Annotated in this window: 18 protein-coding genes; 5 read left to right on the top strand and 13 right to left on the bottom strand. The window is 66.8% G+C overall.

Annotation, left to right across the window (positions count from 1 at the left end; genetic code table 11):
• The first annotated feature begins 185 nt into the window (after window positions 1-185).
• The gene (gene rep / locus F3I62_RS00755) at window positions 186-2195 is read left to right on the top strand and encodes a DNA helicase Rep (RefSeq protein ID WP_160487786.1); all 2010 of its coding nucleotides are present in this window, start codon (window positions 186-188) and stop codon (window positions 2193-2195) included.
• 97 nt (window positions 2196-2292) lie between these two features.
• Entirely contained in the window at window positions 2293-2865 is a 573-nt protein-coding gene (locus F3I62_RS00760) for a xanthine phosphoribosyltransferase (RefSeq protein ID WP_160487787.1), read from the top strand.
• Between the two features lie 101 nt (window positions 2866-2966).
• Here the strand turns inward: F3I62_RS00760 and F3I62_RS00765 are convergent, their stop codons facing one another.
• From F3I62_RS00765 to F3I62_RS00800, 8 genes are all read right to left on the bottom strand, one after another.
• Window positions 2967-3389: a c-type cytochrome gene (locus F3I62_RS00765; RefSeq protein WP_160487788.1), complete on the bottom strand. Its 423-nt coding sequence runs from the start codon at window positions 3387-3389 to the stop codon at window positions 2967-2969.
• A 154-nt stretch (window positions 3390-3543) separates the two neighbouring features.
• Window positions 3544-4092 (bottom strand): cupin domain-containing protein, encoded by a 549-nt coding sequence (locus F3I62_RS00770; protein ID WP_160487789.1) that lies wholly within the window; start codon window positions 4090-4092, stop codon window positions 3544-3546.
• A gap of 105 nt (window positions 4093-4197) precedes the next feature.
• Window positions 4198-5271 (bottom strand): alanine racemase, encoded by a 1074-nt coding sequence (gene alr, locus F3I62_RS00775; protein ID WP_160487790.1) that lies wholly within the window; start codon window positions 5269-5271, stop codon window positions 4198-4200.
• Between the two features lie 60 nt (window positions 5272-5331).
• On the bottom strand, window positions 5332-5682 hold the full coding sequence (locus tag F3I62_RS00780; protein ID WP_160487791.1) for a RidA family protein: 351 nt from the start codon (window positions 5680-5682) through the stop codon (window positions 5332-5334).
• Window positions 5657-6955, bottom strand: coding sequence for a D-amino acid dehydrogenase (gene dadA, locus F3I62_RS00785; RefSeq protein ID WP_160487792.1), 1299 nt, complete (start codon window positions 6953-6955; stop codon window positions 5657-5659). Before dadA ends, F3I62_RS00780 begins: the two co-directional genes overlap by 26 nt.
• 241 nt (window positions 6956-7196) lie before the next feature.
• Window positions 7197-7541 carry a YdbL family protein gene (locus tag F3I62_RS00790; RefSeq protein ID WP_160487793.1) on the bottom strand — a complete coding sequence of 115 codons (345 nt, stop codon included), beginning with the start codon at window positions 7539-7541 and terminating at the stop codon, window positions 7197-7199.
• A 20-nt stretch (window positions 7542-7561) separates the two neighbouring features.
• Entirely contained in the window at window positions 7562-7753 is a 192-nt protein-coding gene (locus F3I62_RS00795; RefSeq protein ID WP_160487794.1) for a YnbE family lipoprotein, read from the bottom strand.
• A 2-nt stretch (window positions 7754-7755) separates the two neighbouring features.
• The gene (locus tag F3I62_RS00800; RefSeq protein WP_160487795.1) at window positions 7756-9978 is read right to left on the bottom strand and encodes a YdbH domain-containing protein; all 2223 of its coding nucleotides are present in this window, start codon (window positions 9976-9978) and stop codon (window positions 7756-7758) included.
• Window positions 9979-10133: 155 nt separating this feature from the next.
• On the opposite strand from F3I62_RS00800, the gene dadR reads away from it, so the two are divergent.
• Window positions 10134-10622: a transcriptional regulator DadR gene (dadR, locus tag F3I62_RS00805; protein ID WP_160487796.1), complete on the top strand. Its 489-nt coding sequence runs from the start codon at window positions 10134-10136 to the stop codon at window positions 10620-10622.
• 105 nt (window positions 10623-10727) lie between these two features.
• Here the strand turns inward: dadR and F3I62_RS00810 are convergent, their stop codons facing one another.
• The gene (locus F3I62_RS00810; RefSeq protein WP_160487797.1) at window positions 10728-11081 is read right to left on the bottom strand and encodes a YkgJ family cysteine cluster protein; all 354 of its coding nucleotides are present in this window, start codon (window positions 11079-11081) and stop codon (window positions 10728-10730) included.
• Between the two features lie 174 nt (window positions 11082-11255).
• On the opposite strand from F3I62_RS00810, the gene F3I62_RS00815 reads away from it, so the two are divergent.
• Window positions 11256-12590: an FAD-binding oxidoreductase gene (locus F3I62_RS00815; protein ID WP_160487798.1), complete on the top strand. Its 1335-nt coding sequence runs from the start codon at window positions 11256-11258 to the stop codon at window positions 12588-12590.
• Between the two features lie 251 nt (window positions 12591-12841).
• Here the strand turns inward: F3I62_RS00815 and F3I62_RS00820 are convergent, their stop codons facing one another.
• Both F3I62_RS00820 and F3I62_RS00825 read right to left on the bottom strand, forming a co-directional pair.
• Window positions 12842-13993, bottom strand: coding sequence for an MFS transporter (locus F3I62_RS00820; protein ID WP_160488413.1), 1152 nt, complete (start codon window positions 13991-13993; stop codon window positions 12842-12844).
• 289 nt (window positions 13994-14282) lie between these two features.
• Window positions 14283-15776 (bottom strand): aldehyde dehydrogenase, encoded by a 1494-nt coding sequence (locus F3I62_RS00825; protein ID WP_160487799.1) that lies wholly within the window; start codon window positions 15774-15776, stop codon window positions 14283-14285.
• 214 nt (window positions 15777-15990) lie between these two features.
• On the opposite strand from F3I62_RS00825, the gene F3I62_RS00830 reads away from it, so the two are divergent.
• Complete coding sequence (locus tag F3I62_RS00830) at window positions 15991-16353, top strand: cupin domain-containing protein (protein ID WP_160487800.1); 363 nt, start codon at window positions 15991-15993, stop codon at window positions 16351-16353.
• 176 nt (window positions 16354-16529) lie between these two features.
• Here the strand turns inward: F3I62_RS00830 and F3I62_RS00835 are convergent, their stop codons facing one another.
• Window positions 16530-17261: an ABC transporter ATP-binding protein gene (locus F3I62_RS00835; RefSeq protein ID WP_160487801.1), complete on the bottom strand. Its 732-nt coding sequence runs from the start codon at window positions 17259-17261 to the stop codon at window positions 16530-16532.
• A 1-nt stretch (window position 17262) separates the two neighbouring features.
• Window positions 17263-18090: an ABC transporter permease gene (locus tag F3I62_RS00840; RefSeq protein ID WP_160487802.1), complete on the bottom strand. Its 828-nt coding sequence runs from the start codon at window positions 18088-18090 to the stop codon at window positions 17263-17265.

Genomic DNA, 18090 nt, shown 5'->3' on the forward strand with positions numbered 1-18090 from the left:
AGCAGGGGCAACCGGGGCCAATCGGAACAAACGTACTTGATCATTGAAAATAGCGACTTAGTGCACACTACTGAAGCTTTTTATCGAGAACCAACCCCCGCGCGGCGGGTCATCAGGCGGCGGCCCGCCGCCCGGCTCGGCCTGCTAGAATGCGCGCCTCGTTTTCCCCTCATTGATACCTTCGCATGTCCCGACTCAATCCCCGGCAGCAAGAAGCCGTGAACTACGTCGGCGGTCCCCTTCTGGTGCTCGCCGGCGCCGGCTCCGGCAAGACCAGCGTGATCACCCGCAAGATCGCCCACCTGGTACAGAAATGTGGCATCCAGGCCCGCCACATCGTCGCCATGACCTTCACCAACAAGGCCGCGCGCGAGATGAAGGAGCGCGTCGGCACCCTGCTCAAGGGCGCCGAGGCGCGCGGCCTGACCGTGTCGACCTTCCACAACCTGGGCATGAACATCATCCGCAAGGAATACGCGGCGCTGGGCTACAAGCCGGGTTTCTCGATCTTCGACGACGGCGACATCAAGGCCCTGCTGACCGACATCATGCAGAAGGAGTACGCCGGCGATGACGGCGCCGACGAGGTCAAGAACTACATCGACAGCTGGAAGAACGACCTGATCCTGCCCGAGGAGGCCCTGGCCAACGCGCGCAATCCCAAGGAGCAGACCGCCGCCATCGTCTACCTGCACTACCAGCGCACGCTCAAGGCGTACAACGCGGTGGACTTCAACGACCTGATCCTGCTGCCGGTGAAGCTGTTCCAGGAGCACAAGGACATCCTGGAGAAGTGGCAGAACCGCATCCGCTATCTGCTGGTCGACGAATACCAGGACACCAACTCCAGCCAGTACCTGCTGGTGAAGCTGCTGGTCGGCATGCGCAACCAGATCACCGTGGTCGGCGACGACGACCAGTCGATCTACGCCTGGCGCGGCGCGCGCCCGGAAAACCTGATGCTGCTGAAGGAGGACTACCCCTCGCTGAAGGTGGTGATGCTGGAGCAGAACTACCGCTCCACCAGCCGCATCCTCAAGTGTGCCAACACCCTCATCGCCAACAACCCGCACGCCTTCGAGAAGCAGCTGTGGAGCGAGATGGGCATGGGCGACGAGATCCGCGTGATCCGCACCCGCAACGAAGACGCCGAGTGCGAGCGGGTGGCCCTGGAAATCCTCACCGAGCACCTGCGCACTCAGCGCCCGTACAGCGACTTCGCCATCCTCTACCGCGGCAACTACCAGGCCAAGCTGATGGAGCTGAAGCTGCAGCACCACCAGATTCCCTATCGCCTCTCCGGCGGCACCAGCTTCTTCGCCCGCCAGGAGGTGAAGGACCTGATGAGCTACTTCCGCCTGCTGGTCAACCCGGACGACGACAACGCCTTCCTGCGGGTGATCAACGTGCCGCGCCGCGAGATCGGCTCCACGACCCTGGAAAAGCTCGGCAACTACGCCACCGAACGCAAGATCAGCATGTACGCCGCCAGCGACGAGATCGGTCTGGCCGAGCACCTGGACAGCCGCTACACCGAGCGCCTGGCGCGCTTCAAGCGCTACATGGACAAGGTGCGCCAGCAGTGCGCGCAGAACGACCCGATCGCCGCCATCCGCAGCATGGTGATGGACATCGACTACGAGAACTGGCTCAAGCAGAACGCCTCCAGCGACAAGGTCGCCGAGGCGCGCATGGGCAACGTCTGGTTCCTCGTCGATGCGCTGAAGAACACCCTGGACAAGGACGAAGACGGCGACATGACCGTCGAGGACGCCATCGGCAAGCTGGTCCTGCGCGACATGCTGGAGCGCCAGCAGGAAGAGGAAGAAGGTGCCGAGGGCGTGCAGATGATGACCATGCACGCCTCCAAGGGCCTGGAATTCCCCTCGGTGTACATCATCGGCTTCGAGGAGGAGATCCTCCCGCACCGCTCCAGCATCGAGTCCGACACCATCGAAGAAGAGCGGCGCCTGGCCTACGTCGGCATCACCCGCGCCAAGCGCAACCTGGCGCTGACCTTCGCCGCCAAGCGCAAGCAGTACGGTGAGGTCATCGACTGCACGCCGAGCCGCTTCCTCGACGAGTTGCCGGCCGAAGACCTGGTCTGGGAAGGCCAGGAAGACGCACCGGTGGAGGTCAAGGCGGCGCGCGGCAACGACGCCCTGGCCAACATGCGCGCGATGCTGAAAAAATGACCGGGAGTCATTTTTAACGTCGCGTAGCGACGGCCCGCAGAGTGGCCGCCAGGGATGGCAGGCCATACAAAATAACCGACCATTCGAGGACTGCTGCGTGGAAGCACTGAAACAGAAGATTCGCGAACAAGGCACGGTGCTGTCCGACCAGGTGCTCAAGGTCGATGCCTTCCTCAACCACCAGATCGACCCGCGGCTGATGCAGCAGATCGGCCACGAGTTCGCCCAGCGCTTCGCCGGCCAGGGTATCAGCAAGATCGTCACCATCGAGGCCTCCGGCATCGCCCCGGCGGTGATGGCCGGCCTGGAGCTGGGCGTGCCGGTGATCTTCGCCCGCAAGTACCAGTCGCTGACGCTCAGGGACCACCTCTACACCTCCACGGTATTCTCCTTCACCAAGCAGACCGAGAGCACCCTGGCCATCTCCGCCAAGCACCTGGGCGCCGACGACCACGTGCTGCTGATCGACGACTTCCTCGCCAACGGCCACGCCGCCCGCGCCCTGATCGACCTGATCGGCCAGGCCGGGGCGAGCATCGCCGGCATCGGCGTGGTCATCGAGAAGTCCTTCCAGCGCGGCCGCGCCGAGCTGGACGAGCAGGGTTACCGGGTCGAGTCGCTGGCGCGCATCGCCTCGCTGCAGGGCGGTGAAGTCCGCTTTCTCGACTGAGCAGGACTGCCCGTCGGCCCCCCCACCTCCTGCCCCAAGCGACAAATCGCAGACATAAAAAAACCGCCCGGTGGGCGGTTTTTTCGGCGATGTCGGGGCTGTTACAGGCCGGACATCTTCTTGATGGCGCTCTTCAGCTCGTCATCCGAGCAGGTGGCGCAGGTGCCTTTCGGCGGCATGGCGTTGATGCCGGCGATGGCCGACTTCAGCAGGCCGTCGACACCGCCCTTGGCGTCGGCACGGGTCTTCCACGCGGCGCCGTCGCCAACTTTCGGCGCACCCAGCACGCCGGCGGTGTGGCAGGCGCCGCAATGGGCAGCGATCACGTCGTCAGCGGACTTGGCGCCGCCACCGGTAGCCGCTGCGACAGCGCCTACGCCTTTGCACTCTTGGCCTTGCACGCAGACTTCACCCACCGGCTTGATGCGCTCGGCGATCTCGTCGTTGGTCGCAGCCTGAGCGCTCACAGCCCACAGGGCCAATACGGCAGCTTGTGCCACCAGCATCTTCTTGATCAGGTTCACGGTACACCCTCATTGTGGCTAGTCACGCTCGCGGCCACGGTTTCGCGAGCGGGCGCAGTATAACGGTTAGGCCTGCCGGCCGGAACAACCCAAGTTGTCGCAGGGATATTGGACTTTGGGCCCGGGCCGAAAGTCCACTTGCGCCAGCCGCACCTTAGAAGTTGGCCGGCGTGGTGGCGCTGATCAACCGCGCCGGCTGGTCGAACGGATTGCGGAAGCGGTGCGGTTTGCTGCTCTCGAAGTAGTAGCTGTCGCCTGGCTCGAGGACGAACACGTCGGCGCCCACGGTCAGTTCCAGACGCCCTTCCACCAGCATGCCGGCCTCTTCACCGTCATGGGTGAGCATCTCGTCGCCGGTATCGGCCGCCGGCGGATAGGTTTCGTCGAGGAAGGTAATGGCCCGGCTGGGATGCGCCTTGCCGATCAGCTTCATGGTCACGGCGCCGCTGGAAAGGTCGGTGAGTTCGTCGGCCCGGTAGACCACCTGGGTCTGGTTATCCTGCTCCATGTCGAGGGAGAAGAATTCCACCAGCGACATGGGAATGCCGCCGAGCACCTTTTTCAACGAGCTGATCGAGGGGCTCACGCTGTTTTTCTCGATCATCGAAATGGTGCTGTTGGTGACCCCCGCCCGCTTGGCGAGTTCACGCTGGGAAAGGCCTTTGAGTTTGCGAATGGATTGCAGTCGAACACCGACGTCCAATGCTGGAGTCCTCCTTGAGGAGCAGATACGGAAAGTTGGCCGTATCATGGCAACAGTGTTCAGTATTTACAACAGGGTGTTTGCAAATCCTTCTCGCGCCGGCAACTAGCCCCCGGAATAGAGCCTCGGCACCCGTTTCAGGTTGCAGAACAGCTGGTAGGGAATGCTGCCCGCGGCCTGGGCCACGTCGCTGGCCAGCACGTTGCGCCCCCACAGTTCGACCCGGCTGCCGAGCCCGGCCTGGGGCAAATCGGTGAGGTCGACGGTGAGCATGTCCATGGACACCCGGCCGATCAGGCGGGTCGGCTGGCCATCGACCAGCACCGGGGTGCCGGTCGGCGCATGCCGCGGATAACCGTCGGCATAGCCCATGGCGACCACGCCGACGCGGGTCGGCCGTTCGCTGATGAAGCGCGCGCCATAGCCCACCGGCTCGCCGGCCGGCAGTTCGCGCACGCTGATGATCTGCGACTCCAGGGTCATCACCGGCTGCAGGCGCGCGGCCAGTTCCTGCGGCTGCTCGAACGGGGTGGCGCCATACAGCATGATGCCGGGGCGCACCCAATCACTAGGGATAGAGGGCCAACCGAGGATGGCCGGCGAGTTGCGCAGGCTGACCTCGGCCTGCAGGCCGTTGCGCGCCTCGTGGAACAGCGCCAGCTGCTCGGCACTGCGCGGGCAGTCCAGCTCGTCGGCGCGGGCGAAGTGGCTCATCAGCACGACCTTCTTCACCTTGCCGCTGGCCAGCAGGCGCTGGTGCGCATCGCGGTACTCGGCCGGGTGCAGGCCGACGCGGTGCATGCCCGAGTCCAGCTTCAGCCAGACGGTCAGCGGCCGCCGCAGCGGCGTGCGCTCGATGGCCTCCAGCTGCCAGCTCGAATGCACCACGCACCACAGCTCATGCTGCTCGATCAGCGCCAGCTCGGCGGCTTCGAAGAAGCCCTCCAGCAGCAGGATCGGCTGGGTGATACCCGCTTCGCGCAGCTCCAGGGCTTCCTCGATGCAGGCCACGGCGAAACCGTCGACCTCGGCCGCCAGGGCCTGGGCGCAGGGCACGGCGCCATGGCCGTAGGCGTCGGCCTTGACCACCGCCAGGGCTTTCGCGCCGCTGACTTCGCGGGCCAGTTGGTAGTTGTGGCGCAGGGCATTGAGGTCGATCAGGGCACGGGCGGGACGCATGGTTCGAGCTTCTTCAGGATAAAAAAAGCCCGGCGGGGGGACGCCGGGCCAACGGGATGTTCAGGCTTGCGCGGCGACCACCATCATCTCGACCCGCACGCGCGGGTCGTACAGCTTGGCCTCGACGCAGGCACGGCCGGGCGCGGCACCGGCGGCGACCCAGGCGTCCCACTCCAGATTCAGGCCGGCATAGTCGGCCATGTCCTTGAGGTAGATGGTCACCGAGAGGATCTTCGCCTTGTCGCTGCCGGCCTCGGCCAGCAGGCGGTCGATGTTGGCCAGGGTCTGGCGGGTCTGCTCGCGGATGTCGCCGTCGTAGTCGTCAGCCAGCTGGCCCGCCAGGTACACGGTGCCGTTGTGGATGACGATTTCGCTGTAGCGCTTTTCAGTGTGCAGGCGCTGGATGGACATGCTTGGTGCTCTCCTTGGTCTTGCCGTAGCGGGAAATATCCAGGCCTTCGCTGCTGATCTGCGGGCGCTTCTGCGCCATCAGGTCGGCGAGGTAGCGACCGGAGCCGCAGGCCATGGTCCAGCCAAGGGTACCGTGTCCGGTGTTGAGAAACAGGTTGCGGTAGGCGGTGGCACCGACGATCGGGGTGCCGTCCGGGGTCGCCGGGCGCAGGCCGGTCCAGAACTCCGCCTGGCTCAGGTCGCCGCCCTGCGGGTAGAGGTCGGCGGTGATCATTTCCAGGGTCGCGCGGCGCTTCGGGTTGAGGTGCAGGTCGAAACCGGCGATCTCGGCCATGCCGCCGACGCGGATGCGCTGGTCGAAACGGGTGATGGCGACCTTGTAGGTCTCGTCGAGGATGGTCGACGCCGGGGCCATCGCCGGGTTGGTGATCGGCACGGTCAGCGAGTAACCCTTGAGCGGGTAGACCGGCGCGCGGATGCCCAGCGGCTTGAGCAGCTGCGGGCTGTAGCTGCCCAGCGCCAGCACGTAGCGGTCGGCGGTTTCCAGCTTGCCGTCGACCCACACGCCATTGATGCGGTCGCCGGCATGGTCCAGGCGCTCGATGTTGCAGCCGAAGCGGAACTCCACGCCCAGCGCCTTGGCCATCTCGGCCAGTTTGGCGGTGAACATCTGGCAGTCGCCGGTCTGGTCGTTGGGCAGGCGCAGGGCACCGGCCAGCTTGTGCTTGACCCCGGCCAGGGCCGGTTCGACGCGGGCGATGCCGTCGCGGTCGAGCAGTTCGTAGGGCACGCCGGAGGCTTCCAGCACGGCGATGTCCTTGGCCGCGTTGTCGACCTGGGCCTGGGTGCGGAACAGCTGGGTGGTGCCCAGCTGGCGACCTTCGTAGGCGATGCCGGTCTCGGCGCGCAGCTCGTCGAGGCAGTCGCGGCTGTACTCGGACAGGCGCACCATGCGCTCCTTGTTCACCGCGTAGCGCGCGGCGGTGCAGTTGCGCAGCATCTGCGCCATCCACAGGTACTGGTCGATGTCGGCGGTGGCCTTGATCGCCAGCGGCGCATGCTTCTGCAGCAGCCACTTGATGGCCTTCAGCGGCACGCCCGGGGCGGCCCAGGGCGAGGCATAGCCGGGGGAGACCTGGCCGGCGTTGGCGAAGCTGGTTTCCAGGGCCGGGCCGTTCTGGCGGTCGACCACCACCACCTCGAAACCGGCACGGGCCAGGTAGTAGGCACTGGCGGTACCGATCACACCGCTGCCAAGAACCAGAACACGCATGATTGTCTCCCTCGTCGCGAGCTTTCGCTGGCGTTTGTTTTACTGAGCACGATTAGGCGCAGTATAGGAAGACAGCAGCAGTGTTATTCACTGTTTAACATGGCTTATTTGGCGATAATTTCCGGCAAATAAGCCTTTTATGGAGAGCCATGCAGCAGGATAAAGGGCTCAAACAGTAAATAGACAGGTAAAACTCTTGCAGCGGAATATTTAACAGAAGCAGAGCAAACCTCGGCCCCCGCTATTTGCGCAGCCACTTGCCGTTGAGCTGGATGTACTGCCCGGACGGGGTCTTCTCCAGCGCCTTCTGCCCGGCCAGGGCCTCCACATCGCCGAGCTGCAGGCCGTTGTCCTTGGCCAGGCGCTGGTATTCGGCCTGGCGCGCCTGGTTGATCAGCCTGGCGATCTCGGCGGCCGAACCGCCGGGGCTGACCACGCCGAGGTAACCGTCGGGCTGCTCGCCCAGTTGGCCGCTGTTCTTGGCCGGGCCGAGGGCCGCCATCGCCTCGTTGAGGTTCATCGCCAGGGCCGGCAGGCTGAGGCTCAGGGCCAGCAGGCCGCAGGCCAGGGTGCGTTGTAGTTTCATGAAGGGCTCCTTGCGGGGGCTCAGAACAGGCCGCTGTCTTCGTTGATGATGGAGTCCAGGGCCTTGTCGACCTTGATGTAGATCTCGTGCTCGATCTTCACGTTGAGGTTGATGTTGATCGGCTCGTCGGGCATGGCCAGCTGCACCGTGGGGGTGCAGGCGCCAATCAGGCCGGCGAGCAGCGGGACGACCAGCAGGGCGCGCAGGCGCATGGTCAGTTCTCCTTCTGCGGATCAGTGCGTTGCCGCAGGCGTTGCTGCACGCGCTGGCGGATGGTTTCGCTCACCCGGTCGGTGAGCTGCAGGCTGGTCAGCAAGGCCGGAATGTCCTCTTCCAGATTGACGTTAAGGTTGATCGGCCGGCCCTTCTCCACTGCCGGGTTGCGCCCCTGCAGGCGCAGGGCCAGCTGCAACTTGCCGTCGGCAGCATAGCTGACCGCACTGTCGAGCAGGTCGAAGTGGAAGTCGTCGAGCGCCTCCACCACCAGCTGCATGCCGGGATTGCTGCGGCCCAGGGCACTGATCTTTTCCGAGCGGAACTGCAGGTAACCGGGCGCCTGGGCGGCCAGCCGGCCCTGCTCGATGCGCAGGCCGGCGGCATCCAGCAGCAGCGGCAACTCGCCGCGCAGACTGCCGCGCCCGGCCAGCCCTTCTGCAGGGTAGACCCGGAAAATCTCCTCCAGTTGCACGTCCTTGAACTGCACGTGCAGGCGCTGGCTGGGCTGGGCCAGGTCCAGCTGCCCGGCGGGCAGCCAGGCCTGGCCTTGGAGCAGCGCGGCCTGCGCCGTCTGCCAGGACAGCAGGCCCTGCAGCGGCTGGCCCAGACGGGCGACATAGCGCCCCTGCAGCTGCAACGGGCCGATCGGCAGGCCGGGATTGAGCTGCTGCAGGCTCAGCTGCGGCAGCTCCACTGTCAGCTGCTCGCCCTGCAGCCGCAGGTTCAGCTGGCCATCCAGGCCGCTTAGCTCGCTGCGGTCATAGACCCCGGCGAGGCCCTGGAACTGCAGGGCCAGATCCAGCAGCAGCGGCGCGCCGAGCGGCAACTGCAGGCTGGCCTGGCCGAGCAGGCGGCCGCTTCCCAGCTGCAACAGCGCCGGCCAGGCGCGCAGGGTCTGGCTCAGCGGATTGCCGGCGCGGAAAAACAGCTCGGCCAGTGTGGCGGACAGCTGCAGCGCGCCCTGGGCATCGCGCGCGGCGGCGACGTCCAGGTTGAGCCCCGCAGCATTGCTCAAGGCGCCCTGCAGGCGCTGCTGGCCGGCATCGGCCTGCAGCTGGCCGCTGAACTGCCAGGCCTGCGGCAGCAGCTCGGCCTGTTCCAGCCTGCTCACGCTCAGTTGCAGCCGGCCCTGCAGGCTCGGGTTGGCGCCCAGTTGCAGGGCCAATCCGGCCAGCCTGGCCTGCAGCTGCTGCACCTGAATCGAGTCGGCGAACTGCACGCGCCCGGCCTGCAGGCTGGACGAGGGCTGCAGGCCGATCTGCAGCTGCCGTTCGGCTAGCGTCCCGGCCAGCGTGAGATCGAGCGCCAGGCCTTCTGCACGCAGATCCTGGTACTGCAGCAGCGGGCTGTGCAGCTGCAGCGCGGCGCTGAAGGTACCGCTGCCGCCGCGCAGGCGCTGCCCATCCAGCAGGCTCGAACCGGGAGCCAGCGCCAGCTGCCAGCTGGCCTGCAGGCGCAGGGACGCTTGGGTATCGAGCAGGCGCTGGTCGGGGGTCTGCCATTGCTGCAGCCAGACGAACAGGCCGCGGCTATCGGCCAGTTGCACCAGCTCCAGCTCGCCTTGCCAGTGGCTGACGGCGGCCTCCTCGCGCAGTTCGCTGCGCAGTTTGAACAGGGGTTGGCGGTCGAGCTGGGCATCAGCCAGCACCTGCCACTGGCCATCGCGCTGCACCAAGTGCGCCTGCAGCTCGAGGCTGCGCGGCCCCGTCTGCAGCTGCAGGCGCAACTCGGCCGGCTGTTGCAGTTCGCCGGCATGCTGCAGTTGCAGGCTGCCGAGCAACGCGCAGCGCCCCGCCGCGCAGGGCAATTCCAGGCTCAGCTGGTCGACCGCCAGTTGCCGCGGCAGCCAGGCCAGGCTGTCGAGCAGCGCCTGCGGATCACTGTCTGCCTTGCCCTCGCCCTGCCCCGCCTGCCAGCTCAGTTGCAGCGCCTGGCTGCGCAGCGCGGGCAGATACAGGCGCTGCTGCGCCCGTTGCGGCCAGGCCAGTTGCAGTGCACTGGCGCTCAGGTGCAGGCGGCTGCCATCGGCGCCGTCGCGCACCAGCTGCAGGCTGTCCACCTGCAGCCCCGCGCCCGACAGCTGCAGGCCCTGCCAGTCCAGCTGGCTGATGCCCTGGGCCGCCAACAGCCAGCGCCAGGCCAGCCACAGCAACGCCGCCAGCAACAGCAGTGCCAGCAGCAGCCTGCCCAGCAGGCGGCTTCCCTTGTGGCGCGACGGCATGGCGCAAAACCTCGACGGCATCCATTGCCACTCAGGGTGGCGGGCGCCCCCGGCAAGATCAAGGCGTTTCGCCTGGCCAGTGTTTTCCGCTGGGTTCATCGCTATATTTGTCGACGAATACTGGAACCTTAGCGGCTTTCACAGAGATATCCCCCATGAGAACCCAACACCAGAGCCGGCGCGAGCTGGACAAGATCGACCGCAACATCCTGCGCATCCTGCAGGAGGACGGGCGCATCAGTTTCACCGAACTGGGCGAGCGGGTCGGCCTGTCGACCACGCCCTGCACCGAGCGTGTGCGTCGCCTGGAGCGCGAAGGGATCATCATGGGCTACCACGCGCGGCTCAACCCGCAGCAGCTCAAGGCCAGCCTGCTGGTGTTCGTCGAGATCAGCCTGGACTACAAGTCCGGCGACACCTTCGAGGAATTCCGCCGCGCCGTGCTCAAGCTGCCGCACGTGCTGGAGTGCCACCTGGTCAGCGGCGACTTCGACTACCTGGTGAAGGCGCGGATCAACGAGATGGCCAGCTACCGCAAGCTGCTCGGCGACATCCTGCTCAAGCTGCCGCATGTGCGCGAATCGAAGTCGTACATCGTCATGGAAGAGGTGAAGGAGAGCCTGAGCCTGCCGGTGCCGGAGTGACGCGACCTGCGACCTTCGCGTAGGGTGCGCCGCGCGCACCATGACTTCACGCGACGACCCTGGTGCGCACAGCGCACCCTACACCGGCCGCGGCAGCCTCCGCAGCTACACCAGGCGCTGGCGGGTGCTGGCGATCAGTTGATGGATCCGCCGCTCGACCTGCGCCTCGATCGGCGTTTCCGGCCCCTGGCCGCGCGGGCACGGCAGGTTCGGCGTGGTGCCGAACAGGCGGCAGATCAGCGGGCGCTGGTCGTACACCGTGCAGCCCTGCGGGCCGAGGTGCACGCAGTTGAACTCGGCCAGCGCCGCGTCGTGTTCGGCGTCGCTCTTCACCGGCAGGCGCGCCAGCTCCTCGGAGGAGGCGGTGACCGGGCCACAGCAGTCGTGGCAACCGGGCACGCAGGCGAAGCCGGGGATCTGCCGACGCAGGTGATCGATCTTGCGGTTGGTGCAACTCATGGACGGCGCTCGGCAAAGTAGCCGCTAATCTTACCCGCGCAACGCGCTCACGGCCCGCCCGGCGACGAACGTCCAGCGGGAAAAACTGTTTTTCCCGGCGCGCCCTTGGCTATGGGTAAAGTCCGCGCTTATCCTGCGTAAAATTTTAACAACACCTCAGTCAGGATTTCACACATGAACGCCCGCGTTCGCCAGCCGCTGCAACAACCCGTGCACAGTGACCAGCACGCCGCCTCCTACTACGCCGCCACTGCCAACCGGCAGCTGGCCTACCCGCCATTGGCGGGTGAGGAGCTGGCCGATGTGTGCATTGTCGGCGGCGGCTTCTCCGGGCTGAACACCGCCATCGAGCTGGCCCAGAAGGGCTTCTCGGTGGTGCTGCTGGAAGCCCACCTGATCGGCTGGGGCGCCAGCGGGCGCAACGGCGGCCAGCTGATCCGCGGCGTCGGTCACGGCGTCGAGCAGTTCGCCCCGGTGATCGGCCAGGAGGGCGTGCGCCGTCTGAAACTGATGGGCCTGGAAGCGGTGGAAATCGTCCGCCGCCGGGTCGAGCAGTTCAACATCGACTGCGACCTGACCTGGGGCTACTGCGACCTGGCCAACAAGCCGGCGCACCTGGACGGCTTCGCCGAGGACAAGGCCGAGCTGGAAAGCCTCGGCTACCGCCACGAACTGCGCCTGCTGCAAGCGGAGCAGATGCACCAGGTGGTCGGCTCCGACCGCTACGCCGGCGGCATGATCGACATGGGCTCCGGCCACCTGCACCCGCTCAACCTGGCCCTGGGCGAGGCCGCGGCCGCCGCCTCGCTCGGCGTCAGGCTGTTCGAACACTCGGCGGTCAGCCGCATCGACTACGGCCCGCAGGTAACGGTGCATACCGCCGGCGGCCGGGTGCGCGCCAAGACCCTGGTGCTGGCCTGCAACGCCTACCTCAACGGCCTGAATGGCAAGCTCGGCGGCAAGGTGCTGCCGGCCGGCAGCTATGTGATCGCCACCGAACCGCTGTCGCCGGCCCAGGCGCGCAACCTGATCCCGCAGAACATGGCGCTGTGCGACCAGCGGGTGACGGTGGATTACTTCCGCCTGTCCGCCGACCACCGCCTGCTGTTCGGCGGCGCCTGCCACTATTCGGGCCGCGACCCGGCGGATATCGCCGCCTACATGCGGCCGAAGATGCTGCAGGTGTTCCCGCACCTGACAGGCGTGAAGATCGACTACCAGTGGGGCGGCATGATCGGCATCGGCGCCAACCGCCTGCCGCAGATCGGCCGGCTCAAGGACCAGGCCAACGTGTTCTACGCCCAGGCCTATGCCGGCCACGGCGTGAATGCCACCCACCTGGCCGGCCAGCTGCTCGCCGAAGCCATTTCCGGCCAGCAGGGCGGCGGCTTCGAGCTGTTCAACCAGGTGCCGCACCTGACCTTCCCCGGCGGCAAGCACCTGCGCTCGCCGCTGCTGGCGCTGGGCATGGCCTGGCACCGACTGAAGGAAGCGGTCGGCCTGCTCTGAGAACCTGTTTACGATCTCCTGACTCGCGGCCATACGGCGTTAAAAACGGCCTCGGAATGCTCATTTACAGTTCGTAAACTGCGCTTCCTCGGCCGTTTTTGCCTTGTCTGGCTCTAATTCAGAAGATCGTAAACAGGTTCTGAGCCAACAGCCCGTGGGGCCATGCGCACCAAGGCCCACTGCGGAGCCACGGTGCGCACGGCGCACCCTACGGCGGCAGCCGGGACGACTGCGGCGCAACCGGCCCGCGGCTAGTCGCCGGCCAGTGCCTGCGGGGCGAGAAAGGCCGCGCGGCGCCAGGCCAGCCAGACGAACAGCGCGGCCCCGGCGGCCATCAGCAGCGGCAGCGCATGGCCGCTCAGCCACTGGCTGGCGGCGCCGGTGGACAGCGGTCCGAGCAGGCAGCCGACGCCCCAGAGCAGGGCGATGTGGGCATTGGCGCGGACCAGCGCATCATCGCGGTAGAACTGCCCGACCAGGATCAGCGACAGGGTGTACAGGCCGCCGGCCGAGGCGCCGAACAGCACCAGCAGCGGCCAGATCAGCGGCGTGTGCAGCAGTGGCGGAATCGCCAGGCTGGACAGCAGCAACACCACCCCGCAGATGCGGAACAGCAGGCCGCGCGGCACCCGGTCGGCGAGCAGGCCGATGGGCAGCTGCAGCAGGGCATCGCCGACCACCACCACGCTGGCCATCAGCAGGGCGCTGTCCTGGGCGAAGCCTTCGCGCAGCAGGTACACCGGCAGCAGGGTCAGCACCATGGCCTCGAAGGCGGCGAACAGCACCACCGCCCAGGCAATCGCCGGCAGCTGCCGGCAGAACCCGAGCAAGCCGCGCCCGGCGGCGCTGTGGGCGTCCACCCTGGGCGCGCCGCCGTGGCCGAACAGCACGCTGCAACCGGCCACCAGCAGCCCGGCGGACAGCCAGAAGCCCAGATCACCGTCGCTGCCGATCAGGGTCAGCAACAGCGGCCCGCACAGCTGGCTGAGGGCGAAGCCGGTGCCATACAGGGCCACCAGGCGCCCGCGCAGACGCTCCTCGACCAGCTGGTTGATCCAGCTCTCGCCGAGAACGAACACCACGGTCAGGGAAATGCCGATCAGCAGGCGTAGCAGCAGCCACAGCGGGTAGCTGGGCAACAGCGCCAGCAGGCCGACCGACACGGCGCTGGCCAGCAGGCACAGGCGCAGGGTGCGCGGCGTGCCCAGCCAGCCGGCCAGGCGCCCGGTCAGGCGCGCGCCGAGCAGCACGCCGATGGCCGGCATGCCCGCCATCACGCCGATGGCGAACGGCCCGTAGCCCCAGCTCTCCAGGCGCAGCGAGACCAGCGGCAGGGTCACGCCCAGGGCCAGGCCGACGATGATCACCGCCGAGCAGACGGCGAAATAGGTACCCCAACGCATAGCCATGTCCTTTCCATTGTCTGGCCGCAAAAAAGCAAACGGCCGGGTTTCCTAGGAAACCCGGCCGCAGGTGTGGCTCGCCAGAGCCGGCTCCTCTCAAGAAGAGCGGACCTTCATCAAAACGCTACCCGGTCTTACCTCGACCGGGTTCACCGCCCATCCAGAGCTTCGGGACTAAGGCCAGGCCAGGCGCCCCGCAGCTTTTAAGCGCAGCGTACTGCTGTACGTGAGCATTAAAAGCGAGGACGCAACGCCGTATGGCCGACGACCAGGAGATCGTCCAGCGTACTTACAGCTTGATCCAGGTGGCTTTCAGCTCGGTGTACTTGTCGAAGGCATGCAGCGACTTGTCACGGCCGTTGCCGGACTGCTTGTAGCCACCGAACGGCGCGGTCATGTCGCCGCCGTCGTACTGGTTGACCCACATGCTGCCGACGCGCAGCGCCTTGGCGGTCATGTGCGCCTTGGACAGGTTGCTGGTCCAGATCGCCGCGGCCAGACCGTAGATGCTGTCGTTGGCGATGGCGATGGCTTCTTCGGTGGTGTCGAACGGGATCACCGTCAGCACCGGGCCGAAGATCTCTTCCTTGGCGATGCGCATGTCATTGTGCGCGTCGTCGAAGATGGTCGGCTCGACGTACACCCCGCCGGTTTCGCTGAGGGTCTGGCGGCCGCCGCAGAGCAGCTTGGCCTGGTCGGCATGGCCGGCCTCGATGTACGACAGCACGCTGTTCAGGTGGCCCTGGTCGACCAGCGCGCCGACCTGGGTTTCCGGGTCCAGCGAGTGGCCGACCTTCCAGGCCTGCATGGCCTCGACCACCATGGGCATGAACTGGTCCTTGATCGAGCGCTGCACCAGCAGGCGCGAACCGGCGGTGCACATCTCGCCCTGGTTGAAGCAGATGGCCATGGCCGCAGCCTCGGCGGCATCCTTCAGGCTGGGCGCGTCCTCGAAGACGATGTTGGCGCTCTTGCCGCCCGCCTCCAGCCAGACGCGCTTCATGTTCGACTCGCCGGCGTAGATCATCAGCTGCTTGGCGATCTTGGTCGAGCCGGTGAACACCAGGGTGTCGACGTCCATGTGCAGGGCCAGGGCCTTGCCCACGGTATGCCCGTAGCCCGGCAGGACGTTGAGCACGCCGGCCGGGATGCCGGCCTCGAGGGCCAGCTGGGCCATGCGGATGGCGGTCAGCGGCGATTTTTCCGACGGCTTGACGATCACCGAGTTGCCGGTGGCCAGGGCCGGGCCGAGCTTCCAGGCGGTCATGATCATCGGGAAGTTCCACGGCACGATGGCGGCGACCACGCCGACCGGCTCGCGGGTGACCAGGCCCAGCTCGTCGTGCGGGGTGGCGGCCACTTCGTCGTAGATCTTGTCGATCGCCTCGCCGCTCCAGCGGATGGCGCGCGAGGCACCGGCCACGTCGACGCTCAGGGCGAAGCCGATCGGCTTGCCCATGTCGAGGGTTTCCAGCAGGGCCAGTTCTTCGGCGTGGGCATCCAGCAGGTCGGCGAAGCGCACCATGATCTTCTTGCGCTCGACCGGCTTGAGCCGCGACCACACGCCGGACTCGAAGGTGGCGCGGGCATCGGCCACGGCCCGTTCGGCATCCGGCGCATCGCAGCTGGCCACCAGGCAGAGCAGGCGCCCGTCCACCGGGCTCACGCATTCGAAGGTGGCGGCGGAAACGGCTTCGCAGAGTTCGCCGTGGATCAGGGCGCGGCCCTCGATCTTCAGGTTCTTGGCGCGCTGTTCCCAGTCGGCACGGGTCAGGGTAGTCATGCGGGAGTCCTCGGTGAAAGCGTGTCGCAAATCGACAACACGCACTGTCAATTATTCTGCCAGGCCGCTTGCCTGCCATCGTGCCCGTAACACTAAACCAGAGGCCGTGACCTTTTCAATATTTTTGACAGAAGGCCGCCAAACGCCTTGCAATGTTCGTTTTATCAAACATAGACTCCGGGACGTTTCCGCCCACCCAGACCTGGACAGGCCCATGCATATCGAGCAGATCGTCGACTTCGCCACCGCCGGCACCGCGCCCGAGCACTACCGCCCGGCACCCGAGAAAATCCTCAAGGGCGACCCCGAGCAGAGTGTACGCAACCATTACGGCAGCCCGTGCGGCCAGTTCCATGCAGGCATCTGGGAAGGCGCCGTCGGCCACTGGACGATCAACTACACCGAGCACGAGTACTGCGAGATCCTCCAGGGCGTCTCGGTGATCCGCGATGCGGCCGGCAATGCCAAGACCGTGCGCGCCGGCGACCGCTTCGTGATCCCGGCCGGCCTCAGCGGCACCTGGGAAGTGCTGGAGCCGTGCCGCAAGGTGTACGTGATGTTCGAGGCCAAGGCCTAACTGCACGCCGCCCCGGGGCGGCGCCCCCGCGTGACCCTGTTGCCCGCGTGACTGCGGGCTTTTTTATGCGCGCCGCGCCCTTCGCGGCCGAAGCCGCTGCCACGGGCGGGGCGTTGGCCGCTGGCAAAAAAACCGGGCCATGCGGCCCGCAAACATGCTTCCACCTTGAGGTTCGCTTACAGGGCGTGGGCCTGGTACAGCGCGGTCAGCGCCTCGCCACGCAGGTAGGCCAGTTCCACCGCGCGGCGGTCGCGCGGGCGGGCCAGCGGTACATTCAGTTCAAGCTGCAGGCGGCTAGGTGTACCACCGAGGATCAGCACCCGGTCGCTGAGGTAGAACGCCTCGTCCAGATCATGGGTGACCAGCAGCAGGGCGATGCCGTAATGCTCGGCGAGGGCGACCACCAGGTCCTGCAGTTTCATGCGGGTGAAGGCATCCACCGCGCTAAAGGGCTCATCGAGCAGCAGCACCTGTGGCCGGCCGAACAGGCCGCGGGCGATGGCCACGCGCTGGGCCATGCCGCCGGAGAGCTGCTTGGGCAGTTTCTCGGCATGCCCGGCCAGGCCGACATCCTGCAACAGCTGGCTGACCCACGCGGTGTCGGCGGCGCGGCCGGCGGCAAAGCCGATGTTCTCGGCCACCGTCAACCAGGGCAACAGGCGCGGCTCCTGGAACACCACGCCAATACCGCTGCCCCGGCCGAAGCCGAGCAGCGGGTTGAGCTCCAGGCTGCCGGAAAAGTCGCGATCGAGCCCGGCGGCGATGCGCAGCAAGGTGCTCTTGCCGCAACCACTGGGGCCGAGCAGGCTGACGATCTCGCCGGGGGCCAGGGCCAGGCTGACTTCATCGAGCACCTGCACGCCGGCGAAGGCCTTGCGGATGCCCTGCAGTTGCAGCAATGCGCTCATCTCAGGCCTCCCCACCGCTGTAGCTGTCGCGCCAATGCAGGGCGCGGCTTTCCAGGTTTTTCAGCAGGCCATCGCTGAGCTTGCCGAGCAGCGCGAGCAGGACGATGGCGGCGAGCACCAGGTCCGGCCGCGACGTTTCGCGACCGTCGCTGAGCAGGTAGCCGAGGCCCTGGGTGGCAGCGATCAGTTCGGCGGCGACGAGGAACATCCAGCTCAGGCTGAGAGCCCCACGCAGGCCGGTGAACAGGTTGGGCAATGCCGCCGGCAGGAGGATGCGCCGGGTCAGGGCGAAGGCCGACAAGCCATGCAGCCGGCCGACTTCCACCAGTTTGCGATCGACCCCGCGAATGCCGGCGAGCAGCGCCAGGTACACCGGGAAGAAGGCGCCGAGGGCGATCAGCACGATCTTCGGTGTCTCGTCGATGCCCAGCCAGAGCAGCAGCAACGGCACCCAGGCCAGGCTGGGAATCGCCCGCAAGGCCTGGAAGCTAGGTTCCAAGTAGGCCTCGGCGCGGCGGCTGAGGCCGACCCAGGCACCGATCAGCACAGCCAGGCCGGCACCGCAGGCAAAACCCGCGGCCACCCGCGCCAGGCTGACGCCGACATGCCCCCACAGCTCGCCGCTGGCCGCCAGCCAGTAGAGCGTTGCGCCGATCTGGCTGGGCGCCGGCAACTGGTGCGCCGGTACCCAACCCAGGCGCACCAGCGCCTCCAGCAGGCCGACCAGCAGCAGCGGCAGCACCAGGCCACGCCAGCCCGCCAGAGTGGGGCGACGCCAGCGCGGCAGGCGCACGGCACCGCGCAGGGCGAGCAGGCTGGACGCGGGCAT

The sequence above is a fragment of the Pseudomonas sp. R-28-1W-6 genome (genome assembly GCF_009799925.1).
In the GTDB taxonomy this organism is placed as follows: Bacteria; Pseudomonadota; Gammaproteobacteria; order Pseudomonadales; family Pseudomonadaceae; genus Aquipseudomonas.

Excerpts from the sequence above, each read along its gene's own strand:
- F3I62_RS00790 (WP_160487793.1), bottom strand. The coding sequence starts at position 7,541 with ATGAAACTACAACGCACCCTGGCCTGCGGCCTGCTGGCCCTGAGCCTC.
- F3I62_RS00825 (WP_160487799.1), bottom strand. The coding sequence starts at position 15,776 with ATGACTACCCTGACCCGTGCCGACTGGGAACAGCGCGCCAAGAACCTG.
- rep (WP_160487786.1), top strand. The coding sequence starts at position 186 with ATGTCCCGACTCAATCCCCGGCAGCAAGAAGCCGTGAACTACGTCGGC.
- dadA (WP_160487792.1), bottom strand. The coding sequence starts at position 6,955 with ATGCGTGTTCTGGTTCTTGGCAGCGGTGTGATCGGTACCGCCAGTGCC.
- F3I62_RS00795 (WP_160487794.1), bottom strand. The coding sequence starts at position 7,753 with ATGCGCCTGCGCGCCCTGCTGGTCGTCCCGCTGCTCGCCGGCCTGATT.
- F3I62_RS00835 (WP_160487801.1), bottom strand. The coding sequence starts at position 17,261 with ATGAGCGCATTGCTGCAACTGCAGGGCATCCGCAAGGCCTTCGCCGGC.
- F3I62_RS00800 (WP_160487795.1), bottom strand. The coding sequence starts at position 9,978 with ATGCCGTCGCGCCACAAGGGAAGCCGCCTGCTGGGCAGGCTGCTGCTG.
- alr (WP_160487790.1), bottom strand. The coding sequence starts at position 5,271 with ATGCGTCCCGCCCGTGCCCTGATCGACCTCAATGCCCTGCGCCACAAC.
- F3I62_RS00815 (WP_160487798.1), top strand. The coding sequence starts at position 11,256 with ATGAACGCCCGCGTTCGCCAGCCGCTGCAACAACCCGTGCACAGTGAC.
- dadR (WP_160487796.1), top strand. The coding sequence starts at position 10,134 with ATGAGAACCCAACACCAGAGCCGGCGCGAGCTGGACAAGATCGACCGC.
- F3I62_RS00810 (WP_160487797.1), bottom strand. The coding sequence starts at position 11,081 with ATGAGTTGCACCAACCGCAAGATCGATCACCTGCGTCGGCAGATCCCC.
- F3I62_RS00820 (WP_160488413.1), bottom strand. The coding sequence starts at position 13,993 with ATGCGTTGGGGTACCTATTTCGCCGTCTGCTCGGCGGTGATCATCGTC.
- F3I62_RS00830 (WP_160487800.1), top strand. The coding sequence starts at position 15,991 with ATGCATATCGAGCAGATCGTCGACTTCGCCACCGCCGGCACCGCGCCC.
- F3I62_RS00840 (WP_160487802.1), bottom strand. The coding sequence starts at position 18,090 with ATGCCCGCGTCCAGCCTGCTCGCCCTGCGCGGTGCCGTGCGCCTGCCG.
- F3I62_RS00780 (WP_160487791.1), bottom strand. The coding sequence starts at position 5,682 with ATGTCCATCCAGCGCCTGCACACTGAAAAGCGCTACAGCGAAATCGTC.